16 protein-coding genes are annotated in these 13971 nt (G+C 39.9%); 8 read left to right on the top strand and 8 right to left on the bottom strand.

Going from position 1 to position 13971, the window contains the following annotated elements; all coding sequences use genetic code 11:
• Genes ACXAG7_RS15385 through ACXAG7_RS15415 form a run of 7 tightly spaced genes read left to right on the top strand, consistent with a single transcriptional unit; the run spans window position 1 to window position 5876 of the window.
• On the top strand, window positions 1-1584 hold the full coding sequence (locus ACXAG7_RS15385; protein WP_476667376.1) for a solute:sodium symporter family transporter: 1584 nt from the start codon (window positions 1-3) through the stop codon (window positions 1582-1584).
• 2 nt (window positions 1585-1586) lie between these two features.
• Window positions 1587-2741, top strand: coding sequence for a galactokinase (gene galK / locus ACXAG7_RS15390; protein WP_476667377.1), 1155 nt, complete (start codon window positions 1587-1589; stop codon window positions 2739-2741).
• Between the two features lie 16 nt (window positions 2742-2757).
• A complete protein-coding gene (locus tag ACXAG7_RS15395; protein ID WP_476667378.1) occupies window positions 2758-3798 on the top strand; it encodes a UDP-glucose--hexose-1-phosphate uridylyltransferase in 1041 nt (346 codons plus the stop codon).
• A gap of 53 nt (window positions 3799-3851) precedes the next feature.
• Window positions 3852-4301 carry a YybH family protein gene (locus ACXAG7_RS15400; RefSeq protein WP_476667379.1) on the top strand — a complete coding sequence of 150 codons (450 nt, stop codon included), beginning with the start codon at window positions 3852-3854 and terminating at the stop codon, window positions 4299-4301.
• A 59-nt stretch (window positions 4302-4360) separates the two neighbouring features.
• The gene (locus ACXAG7_RS15405; protein ID WP_476667380.1) at window positions 4361-4900 is read left to right on the top strand and encodes an HD domain-containing protein; all 540 of its coding nucleotides are present in this window, start codon (window positions 4361-4363) and stop codon (window positions 4898-4900) included.
• 37 nt (window positions 4901-4937) lie between these two features.
• Window positions 4938-5369: a hypothetical protein gene (locus tag ACXAG7_RS15410; protein WP_476667381.1), complete on the top strand. Its 432-nt coding sequence runs from the start codon at window positions 4938-4940 to the stop codon at window positions 5367-5369.
• Window positions 5370-5375: 6 nt separating this feature from the next.
• The gene (locus ACXAG7_RS15415) at window positions 5376-5876 is read left to right on the top strand and encodes a hypothetical protein (protein WP_476667382.1); all 501 of its coding nucleotides are present in this window, start codon (window positions 5376-5378) and stop codon (window positions 5874-5876) included.
• A gap of 35 nt (window positions 5877-5911) precedes the next feature.
• On the opposite strand, the gene ACXAG7_RS15420 is transcribed toward ACXAG7_RS15415, so the two are convergent.
• Genes ACXAG7_RS15420 through ACXAG7_RS15430 form a run of 3 tightly spaced genes read right to left on the bottom strand, consistent with a single transcriptional unit; the run spans window position 5912 to window position 9599 of the window.
• Complete coding sequence (locus ACXAG7_RS15420; protein ID WP_476667383.1) at window positions 5912-7696, bottom strand: aminopeptidase P family protein; 1785 nt, start codon at window positions 7694-7696, stop codon at window positions 5912-5914.
• A gap of 11 nt (window positions 7697-7707) precedes the next feature.
• Window positions 7708-8595: a 3-hydroxybutyryl-CoA dehydrogenase gene (locus tag ACXAG7_RS15425; RefSeq protein WP_476667384.1), complete on the bottom strand. Its 888-nt coding sequence runs from the start codon at window positions 8593-8595 to the stop codon at window positions 7708-7710.
• Between the two features lie 38 nt (window positions 8596-8633).
• Entirely contained in the window at window positions 8634-9599 is a 966-nt protein-coding gene (locus tag ACXAG7_RS15430) for a Gfo/Idh/MocA family protein (protein ID WP_408044324.1), read from the bottom strand.
• 176 nt (window positions 9600-9775) lie between these two features.
• On the opposite strand from ACXAG7_RS15430, the gene ACXAG7_RS15435 reads away from it, so the two are divergent.
• Complete coding sequence (locus tag ACXAG7_RS15435; RefSeq protein WP_408044638.1) at window positions 9776-10417, top strand: protein-L-isoaspartate(D-aspartate) O-methyltransferase; 642 nt, start codon at window positions 9776-9778, stop codon at window positions 10415-10417.
• 77 nt (window positions 10418-10494) lie between these two features.
• Here the strand turns inward: ACXAG7_RS15435 and ACXAG7_RS15440 are convergent, their stop codons facing one another.
• From ACXAG7_RS15440 to ACXAG7_RS15460, 5 genes are all read right to left on the bottom strand, one after another.
• Window positions 10495-10917 (bottom strand): hypothetical protein, encoded by a 423-nt coding sequence (locus ACXAG7_RS15440; RefSeq protein WP_476667385.1) that lies wholly within the window; start codon window positions 10915-10917, stop codon window positions 10495-10497.
• A gap of 179 nt (window positions 10918-11096) precedes the next feature.
• Window positions 11097-11258, bottom strand: a complete 162-nt coding sequence (locus ACXAG7_RS15445; protein WP_408044322.1) for a hypothetical protein — start codon at window positions 11256-11258, stop codon at window positions 11097-11099.
• Window positions 11259-11278: 20 nt separating this feature from the next.
• The gene (locus ACXAG7_RS15450; protein WP_476667386.1) at window positions 11279-12139 is read right to left on the bottom strand and encodes a substrate-binding domain-containing protein; all 861 of its coding nucleotides are present in this window, start codon (window positions 12137-12139) and stop codon (window positions 11279-11281) included.
• The gene (locus ACXAG7_RS15455) at window positions 12140-13009 is read right to left on the bottom strand and encodes a nucleoside phosphorylase (RefSeq protein WP_476667387.1); all 870 of its coding nucleotides are present in this window, start codon (window positions 13007-13009) and stop codon (window positions 12140-12142) included. It abuts the gene before it with no gap.
• On the bottom strand, window positions 13010-13954 hold the full coding sequence (locus tag ACXAG7_RS15460; RefSeq protein ID WP_408044319.1) for a DUF1835 domain-containing protein: 945 nt from the start codon (window positions 13952-13954) through the stop codon (window positions 13010-13012).
• Between the last annotated feature and the right edge of the window lie 17 nt (window positions 13955-13971).

The following is a 13971-nucleotide window of genomic DNA, read 5'->3' on the forward strand; positions in this document are numbered from 1 at the left end:
ATGCAGTTCATAACTTTTATTGCGTTTACCGCACTTGTGGCTCTTGTTTCTTATATAAAAAGCAAGGGAACTAACGAAAAAACCTCCGACGGATACTTCTTAGGAGGAAGAAGTTTAACAGCTTGGGTGATTGCAGGTTCTCTGCTCTTGACCAATTTATCAACAGAACAGATCGTTGGACTTAACGGAGCGGCATTTAAAGAAGGGATTCTCGTGATGGCCTGGGAGACTTTGGCAGCCATAGCAATGGTGGTAACGGCTATAGTGTTATTGCCGAGGTATTTAAAGCAAGGAATAACTACCGTGCCTCAATTTTTAGCATCTCGTTATGATAAAACTACCAAAACATTGGCATCAGCCTTGTTTTTATCAGGATACATGATTGTATTGCTCCCCATAGTGCTCTATACTGGGGCGCTGGCATTAAATTCGATGTTCGATGTGCCGGGAATTTTGGGGGTATCTAAAACTGTAGGACTCTGGATAACGGTATGGGCAATAGGAATCATTGGTAGTATTTACGCCATTTTTGGCGGATTACGTGCCGTGGCAATTTCTGATACAATTAACGCTGTTGGGTTGCTAGTCGGAGGTTTGCTGATTCCGGTTTTTGGTCTATTACTCATAGGAGACAACAGTATTATTACCGGAATGGAAGTATTGTTAACAGAGGTTCCTGAAAAATTTAACAGTATCGGTGACCACAAAGCATCGGTGCCTTTTTCAACGATTTTTACTGGAATGATGCTGGTGCAGCTTTTTTATTGGGGTACCAACCAGGCCATCATCCAGCGAGCGCTCGGAGCTAAGAATTTGAAGGAAGGACAAAAGGGATTGATGTATGCCGCAGCGATTAAAATTATAGGTCCCTTAATTGTGGTGCTTCCTGGTATCATAGCGTTTTACCTATTTGGTGATTCCTTGACCAATGGAGATGAGGCGTACCCGGAGTTGGTAAAAAAAGTACTTCCTCCGGGGTGGGTAGGGTTTTTCGCAGCTACCTTATTCGGAGCTATATTATCGTCCTTTAACTCTGCTTTGAATTCTTCAGTGACCTTGTTTGGCGTAGATATTTACAAATCTCATATCCGCAAGGATGCCAGTGAAGCACAAATGGTAAAAGCCGGGAAGAAGTTTGGGGTAGTGTTGGCAATTGTTGCCATGTGTGTTGCACCGTTGCTGTTGTATGCAGGTTCAATTTTTTCCTATTTGCAGGAAGCAAACGGAATTTACTCAATTCCCATACTAACAGTGATAGTGGTGGGGTATTTTACGAAAAGAGTTCCTGCAATCGCTGCCAAAATAGGGATCGTTTCAGGGTCTTTATTGTACATTTTAAGTCAATTTATTCTTAAACCTTATGTAGTAGGAGAGGATAATTACCCTCATTTTTTACACGTAATGGCCATACTTTTTGTTTTGAATGCACTGATAATGCTGTTGATAGGAAAGTGGTATCCTAGGAAGGAAGCCTTCGAATTAAAGGATGTTAAAAAGGTAGATTCTAAACCTTGGAACATGGCCTATACCTTTGGAGCAGTAATTTGTGTAATCGTAGTGTGTATCTATATCTATTTCTCATAGTTATGAATGAAACCTTAAAAAATATTGTAAAGCAACAATTTAAACAGCGTTTTAAATCGAGTCCTATGCTCGTATTTTCGCCGGGCAGAATTAATTTACTGGGAGAACATACAGATTACAATCAAGGTTTTGTATTTCCTGCTGCTATTGATAAAGGTATTGTAATGGCTTTGGAGAAAACCGATGAAGCGACTAGCGCTTTGGTGGCATTGGACAAGAATGAAACCTATCGCTTTTCGGTTGACCAGGTAGAACCTAGTGAATTAGGAGGTTGGGAAAACTACTTGTTGGGCGTAGTTGCTGAAGTTCAAAAGCAACGTCGAATTAACAGTAATTTTAAAGTGGTGTTTGCAGGCACCATACCTTTTGGAGCTGGATTATCATCGTCAGCGGCATTAGAAAATGCTTTGGCACTAGGGCTTAATCTCTTATTCGACTTAGGGATCCCTAAACGAGAACTCATTCGAATTTCACAAAGAGCCGAGCATAATTTTGTAGGTGTAAAATGTGGAATCATGGATCAATATGCTTCGATGTTCGGAAAGAGAAATCAGGCCATGTTATTGGATTGTAAATCCTTGCAAGCGCAGTATTTTTCAATGAACTTACCAACCTATACTTTTGTACTCTTGAATACGCATGTGAAACACAGCTTGGGTGATAGTGCTTACAATCAACGAAGAGAGGCCTGTGAGTCCGTAGCGGCTGCATTGGGAACCGCTTCGCTGCGCGATGTATCACTTGATATGTTGGAAAGGGTGCAAGGAGAATTACCGTCGAATTTTGTGCAAAAGGCCGAATATGTGGTCGAAGAAAATGCTCGGACAGCACAAGCGGCTCAAGCCTTATTGGCCAAAGACTACGCAGGCTTTGGTCAACTCATGTTTGCCACCCACAAAGGACTGTCTGAAAAGTACGAAGTGAGTTGTGACGAATTGGATTTTCTCGTTGAGGAGGCGCAGAAATTTAATGGAGTACTCGGAGCTCGAATGATGGGGGCTGGTTTTGGAGGTTGTACGCTTAACCTAGTACATAAGGAAGTAAAGGAAGATTTTATCGTTGCATTGTCTCAAGCGTATCAAAAACGTTTTCAGGTAGCACTTTCAGCTTACACCGTGCAACTCTGTGAAGGGACTCGCTTACTCGATAATAAATAAATTGCAAAATTAGAATATGTTGTTACCAGAAAAATCACACAAAAGGCGAAACATTCTTACGGATGAATGGGTGTTAGTTTCACCACATCGCGCCAAACGACCATGGCAAGGGCAAAAAGAAACTCCGGCGACCCCCGAAGCTACTTATTACGATCCTAGTTGTTATTTATGTGCCGGAAATAAGCGAGCAAATGGGACAAAAAACCCATTGTATAAGGGAACTTATGTTTTTACGAACGATTTTGCTGCATTGAATATGGATTGTGAAACCGAAGGAGTTCGGGAAGGATTGTTTCAAACTCAAGTAGAAAAAGGGATCTGTAGAGTTGTTTGTTTTAGTGAAGATCATTCAAAAACATTGGCAACGATGCAAGTAGCGGAAATTTCAGCAGTGGTCGCTTTATGGCAAACTGAATACGAAACGTTAGGAGCGCATTCCGATATTAATTACATCCAAATTTTTGAGAATAAAGGAGCCGTTATGGGCTGTAGTAACCCACACCCTCATGGTCAAATATGGGCACAATCAAGTTTGCCAAATGAGGTGGTTAAAAAAGAAAAAACTCAAAAAGACTATTATGGAGCTCGGAAGGAAAGCTTATTGCAAGCCTATTTAGAAAGTGAAATGACCCTGCAAGAACGCATCTTATACGAGAATGATTTTTGTGTTGTTTTAATACCCTTCTGGGCAGTATGGCCTTACGAAACGATGATTGTACCGAAAAAACAGCAGGAAGCGATTACAGAAATGTCTGAGGAAGACCGCTGGCATTTTGCAGAGGCAATTCAGGTAATTACCAAGGCCTACGATCGTTTGTTTAACTGTTCATTTCCTTATTCTAGTGGTATACATCAAGCACCTACTAATGGAGAAACTCATGATTACTGGCATTGGCATATGAGTTTTTACCCTCCATTATTACGCAGTGCTACTGTGAAAAAATTTATGGTAGGCTATGAAATGTTTGGGATGCCACAACGCGATATCACAGCCGAAATGGCCGCCGAGAAGTTAAGATCGTGTATTAAAGTTGAAAAGGAATCCTGTAGTAAGTAGCGTAGCTACTATTTTATTAGTATTTTAGAGTGTCAGAAACGCAATTGTCATATATGATGAAAAGAATTATTGGAGTAGTGCTCCTCAGCATTTTTTTGCTTGGTTGCCAAACGACAGAAACCCCTGTCGTAGATTATGAAAAGGATAAAAGTGAAATTTTAGCCGTGATGAAAGCTCAAGAAAAAGCTTGGTCTAATCATGATTTAGAAGGCTTTATGCAAGGGTATTGGAAAAGTGATTCCTTGAAGTTTTTTGGTAGTAATGGAGTGACTACCGGTTGGGAAAAAACCTTGAGTAATTATAAAAAAGGATATCCGACTAAGGAGTATTCCGGAACTTTGAAATTTACCATCCACGATGTTTCTGAAATAACCCCAGGAGCCTATTCGGTAATGGGGGAATATCATTTGACGAGAACCATGGGAGCTGCCAACGGAGTTTTTATGATTATCTTCAAAAAAATTAACGGACAATGGAGAATAATAGCAGATACTTCATGTTAGAAGTCTGTTTTGAATAAGTAACAAAAATTAAGAGATCTGCTGATCTCTTTTTTTATTCTATGAACATACAAGAAGTTTATCAAAAAGCCATCGCTTTTGCGGGAACACAACATAAAAATCAACTCGTACCCGGGAGCTCATCCAACTACGTAGTGCATTTGTCAAATGTAGCTATGGAAGTGTTAGTAGCCCATAAAGCCAATCCAGATTTTAACCTAGTTTATGCGGTTCAAGTAGCCCTGCTGCACGATGTGTTAGAAGATACGGATACCAGTTATGAATGCTTGCAAAAGACTTTTGGAAATGCTGTAGCTTCTGGCGTACTGGCATTGACGAAAAATGAAGAGCTAATTTCGAAATTCTTACAAATGCGCGATAGTTTGCAGAGAATCCGCCAGCAATGCAAAGAGGTAAGCATCGTAAAATTGGCTGATAGAATTACCAACCTTCAAGAACCGCCACCTCATTGGACGGAAGAGAAAAAGCAAAATTATTTGCATGAAGCAAAAGAGATAGCTACGACGCTAGGAGAAGCAAATGAATATTTACATCAGAGGATTTTAGAAAGAATGGAAGTTTATCAAGGTTTTATAGGATGATTTTGGTCTGATTTTTGAAATCGTTAACTAAAAAACGATGAGGAAATTTGTGCAAATTTGTTTAACTTTTTGTGTGGCTCAATCTCTTTTTAGCCAAGAAGTAGCAAAGTGTAAGGCGCCCCAATGTGCCGCGGGTTCAAACGTTATTATAAAATCAGCTACAGAAAAGAATGGTGATATTCAGGTAACTCTAGTGAATTGTACTAGCGATACGCTCGTAGTTTTTGGCGGATATTCTGGGAAAATACGTTTTAACAAAGAGATTCAGGACAATAACGGTAGTTGGAAACCCTATGATCAAGAAAGTAAGTATGCTTATTGGTGTGGAACTGGTTTGCGTTCTTTGACCATCCCTAGCAATTACTGTACGCAAGAAAGTTATGAGCAATCCAGATTTAAAGGCAGTTTTAAAACTAAAATTAGATTCTCATTTGTGCTTGATCAGAAGGTCGTTTATTCAAATCCCTAAACGGCAATGGTGAATAAAAAACTACTATTAACACCAGAAGACCGCAGTATAAATGCTTTAAAGAAGGATTTAAAGACCCCCGAACGGCTCACAAAACAACAGAAAGACAACTACGTGAATCAAGTTGTGTTACATAGGTTTAGCAAAGGAGACCATCGTCAGGCCTATGAAGATTTAAAAAACTATAAAAGCTTGCTAGCACCCGGTGAATTTCGAGCATTGGAGTTAGCCTTATTGAGTAAGTACGTTGGAGCAGCAAAGAACCTAAGCAGATTAGAAAGGGCTTTGTTGGCGAGTAAAATTATTGCTGTTTGCGAAAGGTTGATCGAGGTAAATTACCCAAGAAAGAAACGCGTTCAACAGTATCGAAAATTCTATACCCAACATCTGTTAACAGCTGAAGAATTTCAAAGAATGAACCCGACGTCAGCTCTTTACCAGTTAGTTGTTTTAAAAGAGTCGAGGTTGACCAATACAGAAGTTGTGCTTCGATTTAAAGCCAAATAAAAAATGCCCTAGGCTAGTGAGCTAGGGCGTTTTTTTTATAAACTTTTACATTTTTGTCGTAACCAACTGGCCTCTTCCTCATTTAAATGGGGCGTGAGTTGAGTCAACACGTGTTCGTGGTACTTGTTTAACCAGTTAATTTCTGCAGTGGTAAGTGCGGTGGTATCTATTAATTGAGTATCGATATAACAAAGCGTCAATGCCTCGAAACCTAAGAAGGTGCCAAAACTTGTTTGATTGACTTCTTTTGAGACTACGATGTTTTCTGTACGAATTCCAAATTCATTGGCAACGTAGCATCCAGGTTCTATAGTGGTCAATTGCTTTGCTAAGTGTGGGGTGGTACCTCTTGCAGTCGTAGCTCCTGTCGCAAAACCTTGAGCAGGTTCGTGTACCATACCAAAACTTCCGATTCCGTGTCCGGTTCCATGTGGATAGTTCATTCCTTGCTTCCACAAGTGAACTCGGGCAAAAGCATCGAGTTGTGCTCCAGTTGTTCCCAGCGGAAATTCTATTTGCTCGAGTTCTATATAGCCTTTTAATACACCTGTGTAGGCGGTGATGATTTTTTCAGTTGGAGTACCTCCTAACCAGATAGTTCTGGTGATATCTGTAGTTCCGTCTTGGTATTGACCTCCACTATCGACGAGTAAAATACCTTCATTACTAACAGTTGCCGATCCTTCTGAAGGAGCGGTATAATGAATGATGGCACCGTTACCTTTATATCCAACGATGGCGGCAAAAGACTCTCCGGTATAGTATTCTTGTTGCTGTCTGAAGCTGTTGAGTTTTCGACCGATTTCGTATTCCGATAGGGTTTGTTTCTTCAACGTTTTTTCTAACCATATGAAAAATTTGGTCAAGGCAACTCCGTCTTTGATCATACAGTTTTTAGCACCTTGAATTTCAACCTCATTTTTGATGGCTTTCAATTCTTTTACCAATGAGTTTTCAAAAGCGAAACGTCCTTGGATAGCTTCAAAACAAGCGTAGTTCAGGCTCGCAGCATCGGTAAGTACCGTTGTATTCGCGTCCAAACTTGGCAGATAAGTAGCGATAGCATCGTAATTCTGTACTTCGATTCCCAACTTTTGAAAAGCCTTTAAAGCTCCTTGGTTAAAACGATCTGTGTTGCAGAATAGTACCGTCGTTGTTACGCCTACCAGTGCGTAAGCCGTTACTAGGGGTGTAAAATCGACATCCCTTGATCGTATGTTAAAGAGCCAAGCAATCTCGTCTAAAGAAGAAAATAGGTAGTAGTCTGCATTTTTTTCTTTGAGAACTTCCTGTACTTTCTGTAGTTTAGAAGCAGTGGTTTCACCACTGAACTCTAAAGGATGAATGTCTACGGCAAAGTTTGGCAACGCAGGTCGGTCTGTCCAAAGTGTTTTTGCAAAGTGTGGACAATTTGTGATTTGTTGATTCTTTTGAGCAGTAAAGCTTTGTAGGTAAGTGATCTGCGCCTTAGAAAACTGACGGTAATCCAAACCTATACTGCTGTTCGCAGCCAGCAATTCAGTTAGCCAAGCTACGTGTTCAGGTGCGTGCGGAATGGATTGCTTAAAGAGCGTAACAGGTGTGTCTTTACACTCATCTTCAAACTGAAGAAAATAACGAGAATCTGTCCACAGCGCGGCGATTTCTTGCGTTACGACTAAGGTACCTGCTGATCCTGTAAATCCAGAAAAATAGGTGCGTAACTTCCAATGGTCTGCCACGTACTCCGATTGATGCGGGTCAGTAGAGGGTATAATAAAGGCATCTAATTGATTAGATGCCATGTATTGTCTAAGTGCTTGTAAACGTTGTGCAATCATACTAAAAGTGATTATGAGAACATTTTCGCAACTTTTTCAGCCTTTCTGCTTTCACTGTAATCGTAGAAGCCTTCTCCTGACTTTACTCCTAACTTTCCTGCCATCACCATATTTACTAATAGTGGACAAGGTGCGTATTTTGGATTTTTAAATCCGTCGTACATAACATTTAAGATAGATAAGCAAACGTCCAATCCAATAAAATCGGCTAATTGTAAAGGTCCCATTGGGTGTGCCATACCTAATTTCATCACTGTATCGATCTCGGCAACACCTGCAACACCGTTGTAAAGTGTTTCGATAGATTCATTGATCATAGGCATTAATATTCTATTTGCCACGAATCCTGGATAGTCATTTACTTCAACAGGAACTTTATTGATTTTTTTGGTAAGGTCTACAATTACTTCCATCACTTCATCAGTAGTGTTGTACCCGCGAATAATTTCAACCAATTTCATAATTGGCACTGGGTTCATGAAGTGCATACCAATAACCTTTTCAGGACGAGAAGTCGCCGCTGCTATTTGCGTAATAGAAATTGATGAGGTGTTGGTAGCCAATATAGTATCAGGTCCGCACGCAGCATCTAAATCTTTGAATATTTTTAATTTTAAGTCTACATTCTCGGTAGCAGCTTCCACGACCAAACCGACGTTTTGAACACCTTCTTGAACAGAGGTAAAGGTAGTGATGTTTGCTAGTGTCGTGTTTTTATCAGTCTCAGTGATTTTTTCTTTGGCAACCATTCTGTCTAAATTCTTAGTAATGGTAGCAAGACCTCTGTCTAAAGCAGCTTGTGAGATGTCAATTAATTGTACTTGATATCCGAATTGTGCAAAAGTATGGGCAATACCATTCCCCATAGTTCCAGCTCCGATAACAGCGATATTTTTCATAAATGTAGTATTTAGTGTGTTTATTTTTTGTGTATGTTTTACTTTTTGAAACAATCAATTATTTGATGTGCAACGCGCAGTGCTTCCGTTCCTTGACGCAGTGAAACGATAGGGGTCGTATTGTTGTGAATAGCGTCTGCAAAAGATTCTAACTCGTCCAAAATTGCATTGTTGGCAGTCACTTTCGGATTTTCGAAATAGATTTGTTTTTTAACACCTTCGGCATTTTGTAAAATCATGGCAAATTCACCAGGTTTTTCAGGAGCGTCTTTCATTTTTACCACCTCTGATTTCTTTTCTAAAAAGTCGACAGAGATATAGGCGTCTTTCTGGAAAAATCGAGACTTACGCATGTTCTTCATAGAAATACGACTTGCGGTAAGATTGGCAACACAGCCGTTTTCAAATTCGATTCGGGCATTGGCAATATCCGGAGTCTCCGAAATAACTGAAACCCCGCTAGCATTTACGGATTTAACCTTTGATGGTACTACCGATAGAATGATATCGATATCGTGGATCATCAAGTCTAATACTACAGGAACGTCTGTACCTCTCGGGTTAAATTCTGCCAAACGATGTGTTTCGATGAACATCGGAGAGTCGATAAGGTCTTTAACGGCTGTAAAAGCAGGGTTAAAACGCTCCACATGTCCTACTTGTCCACGAACGTGGTATTGGCTAGCCAAAGTTCTGATTGCTTCAGCTTCTTGCAAGGTGTTCGTTATCGGTTTTTCGATAAATATATGCTTCCCTTTTTTGATAGCTTCTTGAGCACAATCAAAATGAGAAAGAGTAGGAGTAACGATATCAACAACATCAACGGCATCGATCAAAGATGCTACGGAATCAAATAAGGTATAGCCAAATTCGTCGGCAACTTTTTGAGCGTTTTCTGTAAACGGGTCGTAAAATCCAACCAATTCGTATTTCTCCGATTGTTGTAATAAACGCAGGTGTATTTTTCCGAGGTGACCTGCTCCTAAAACTCCAGCTTTTAACATATAGTAAATTGTTTTAGTTACCGAGAAGTACCGTGGGGTTCGAAAGGCTACGCCGCAGTGTCCCGGTAGTGAAAGTGTTATTAATGCGCTATAGATTTTTAAAAATCAACGCTAACAAAGATACACTTTTAAAGATATTTATTCCTATTTTTGAGCCACTGAAATTAGGCAATTTAGTGAGAGATACAACCAAACATCAAGGGCTTAGAAATCAATTGGCCAACGTATTGGAAGCGAAGGGGATTACAGATGATCGCGTACTCGCTGCAGTGCGTAAAATTCCCAGACATTTATTTATCGATAGCAGTTTTGAAGAGCACGCTTATCAAGACAAGGCATTTCCTATAGCAGCAGATCAAACCATTTCTCATCCGTATACCGTGGCTTTTCAAAGTCAAGTGTTGGAAATTAGTCCGGGTGAAAAGGTATTGGAAATAGGTACGGGATCAGGGTATCAAACAGCGGTGTTACTGGAGTTGCAAGCAGAGGTGTTTACTATTGAACGTCAGCATGAGTTGTTTAGAAGAACCAAGCTCTTTTTACCTAAAATTGGATATCGACCCAAGCGATTTGTTTTTGGTGATGGTTACAAAGGACTTCCAGAAGAAGCTCCTTTTGACAAGGTAATCGTTACGGCAGGTGCTCCTTATGTACCCAAAGCTTTGCTAGCGCAGGTTAAAGTAGGAGGAAAATTATTGATTCCTGTGGGCGAGGGAGCGCAAATAATGACCTTGTTCATCCGAAAAAGCCCTAAAGAGTTTGAAAAATACGAACTGGGCGATTTTAAGTTCGTCCCCATGTTAAAGAAGAAAAATTAGTAGAATGTTGCGATTAGAACAAAGCCATAAGCCCTTTGTAGTGCTTATGACTTTGTAAGCTCGGTTTTTATTCCAGCTTAGGAATTGTTCTGAGCAGCTGCAGCGTCACCATTTTGGGCTGTCTCTAAAGTCATCGGTTCAGAGATATCAAACCAAAAGTGAAATTGCTTGTCTTCGTATTCTCTAGCGAGGTGTACATTCGGGCTGTTATTGGATATACGCCAGGTGTTGTTCTTTTCTTTCAACATAATCGTTCCTATCGTATCGAAATTTCCCGTTGTCGTGTCCAATATGCTAAATTTAAGACCAAATTCACTGGTGCTAAAAGCGCAACTTCCCGAAGCTTTCGCTTCGATATAATTATCAGCACTGGAATTGTAGGGCAACAAATCGTCCCAATTTCCTGTGGCGTTCATACAGTGATGCGCTGTTACTGAAACGCGCATGAGTTGTCCTTGTTTGGTTTTGTTGGTGATGTGGATAAAAGCTCCTTTTCCCATAATAGTTAGAATTTAAGGTTAGTACTCGTATTTTTTGAGAGAACAGCTCTCTTATTACCTCTAAATTCGCATTTTTTTGAGAATAAAAATATGTCGCCTTATATCATCTGTTAGAAAAGTTGAAGGTATAAAAAAATCCGCTCAAAAGCGGATTTATTGAATTTGAATTGAGTAAACAACTATTCAGCTACTGTTGTTTCAGCAACAATAACTTCTTGTTGTTGTGACTGTTGTTTCGTTTGTTTGGTTTGTTGTGCTAAACCACAAGGGCTTGTACTTCCACAAGAAGAAAAACCTAATAAACTAACTGTACAAATTGCAATAAATACTACTTTTTTCATTATTTAATAATTTAAAGGAATCAAATATACATATTTCTGATTAATTTATCAGAATCTTCTTTCGAATCTATAACGTTGAGTGCAATCATTTTATTTTGCACGGTTGAAATTAATTCTTCTGTCATCGGGGTTCCGTCGTTCCATTCAGTAATCGATAGCCATTCTTGAATGTCGTTCAATTGCTGTTCGTAGCGAACGGAAAGCGTTTGGTCAATTTGGGGAATCGATTTAAAATCTCGAGTACAAGCGTTGATGATATTCAACACTTTTTGTACTTCTTCAAAGTTCGATTCGAGCACTTCATCTCTAACGGCCACCACAAAACAAGGCCATGGAGTAGGGCAATCACCAAGTCGTCTAAAAGTACCGTTATCTACTAGGGGTTTGGTGGTAAAGTGTTCCCACATAAAATAATCTGCGCTGCCGTCGGTTAGGGCAGCAATACCTCCTTGTAAATCGCCGACTACCTTAAATTTGAGTTCGTCAAGGTTCCAACCTCTGTTATGAGCATTTACTATGGCCATCAAATGCGATCCGGAACCGTATCTACTAATCGCAATAGTCGCCTTCTCCAGATCGTCGATGTGCTGAAACTTTGATTTAGCACCGACGTGAATCCCCCAAATAAGTGGGCTTTTGACAAAGGTTTGCGTTATTTTTGACGGGTTGCCGTTGATGATATCTTTGATGATTCCTTCGGTAAGGACAATGGCGATATCGATCTCACCAGAGCGCAAAGCTTTGCACATAGCACCAGTTCCGCCGGGAAAATCTTTCCAGCGGAGATTGATGTTTTCTTTGGTGTATGATTTGTTTTTTAAAGTAATGTACCAAGGGTAGTTAAAGTGCTCTGGTACACCACCAACTTTTAAGTTCAGCATCTATTCTGCTAATTTATCAAGTGTATAACGAATTAAATCTTCTACTGTCTGACCTGGATTTTCACTAAAGGTTCCGTTGGCTCTATTCGCAATGATAGCATTCATCGAGGCCGCGCGGTGACCTAGTAGTTTCGCTAGTCCGTAAATGGCAGAAGTCTCCATCTCTAAATTGGTAATTCGGTGTGCTCCGTGAGCAAAGCTGTCAATTTTAGCATTGAGGTCAGCGTCTTGCAATGCGAGGCGCAATACACGTCCTTGTGGTCCGTAAAATCCACCGGCAGTAGCTGTGATTCCTTGAACTACTTTTTCAGATGACAATTGTGCTCCTAAACTCGCATCGTTCGAAATGACGATAGGACGAGACTTGTGAGGATGCCATTGCGTATGTGCTATAAAGGCCTCTTCCAAATCTGGGTTCGCAATACTGTCAATTTGATACGAGTGCATCATCCCGTTTAAATCGAGCGCGTGAGAACTCAATAAAAATGAATCGACAGGAATGTCAGCTTGTAGCGATCCGGAAGTTCCAATTCTCGTAATTGATAACTGCGTATGTGTTTCTTTAACAGTTCTCGTAGTTAGGTCGATGTTGACTAAAGCGTCAAGTTCGTTAAGTACGATGTCAATATTATCAGGACCGATACCTGTTGAAATAACGGTTAGTCGTTTTCCTTTATAGGTACCAGTGGTAGTTTTGAATTCTCTTTTTTGAGTAGTGAATTCTATATGGTCAAAATGTTTAGTTACTTTGTCAACTCTATATTGATCTCCAACAAAGATAATATCGTTAGAAATGTGTTCTGGTCTTAAGTTAAGGTGATAAATACTTCCGTCGGCATTTAAAATGAGTTCAGAGTGTTTAATATTCATTTACGATGTAATTTTGAGAAGCTTGTTTGTATCTGTTAAGTACAAGTAGCTGTATTTTTTCGAACCGCCAAGATACGAAAAATCAGAACGTATTTGTGCATAGTAGTTTAATTGGTTTTCCAAAACGGCTTTTCCTTTTTCACTCAGTGTTACCGGATTGAATTTATCAAAGAGTCCTTTTAGCTGGGTGAGTTTGTTAAAGTATTGACTATCACCGAATCCGTAGTTGCCTTGATTTCGTAAAATGCCACCGACGAATTGGTGTTCTGAAGTGAAATTTTCTTGGGTAGCCAGTTGAAGAATTTGATTTTCTAGTTTGTTTAAACCATTTTTAATAGACGGAAAGCGCTGTAAATGGGCAATGATTGCCTCGTGAAGATAGGTAAAGGCAGAGTTCTTATTCAGTTGAAGTGCCGTTTCTAGACGCAGCGGACTATCGGAGCAGTACAATTGCCACATATAATCTGCAAATTCAATATCGTCTTGACTGAGTGTTTTTCGATTGTCATAATGGTTTTGTAGCTCTTCATCGCTCAATTCTGCCAGTCCAAAAAGACCTTCACGAGTCGTCAATGAACCACTGCATACCAAAGAAATCTGCCTGTTTTTTCGGTAGCGTTTTAACCAACTGATAACGGCCAGCATGTTGATCTGACAAAACAGATCGTATTCAAACCACAGTACAATTTCATCTTGTTCTTTTTGATTACACAATTTCCGGTATTCTTTTACCGTTAAATCTATAAACGTTTGTTTCGGCGTTTTGTAAGCTTGACTAAAAAAGTCATAGCGCGTTTTCCAAAAGCTTTCACTTCCGACGTCCATGATGGTTTTTCCTTCGCAGAGCATTTCTCTCCAAGTGACAATGGTGCCTGAGAAGTTGAGTTTTTTTAGGAGATTTGTGGTGCAGTCACCATTAGTGATGTGTAATTTTAAAGATGCCATATTTCTGGGGATTAGTA

Source organism: Tenacibaculum sp. AWR4_210 (assembly GCF_056160945.1).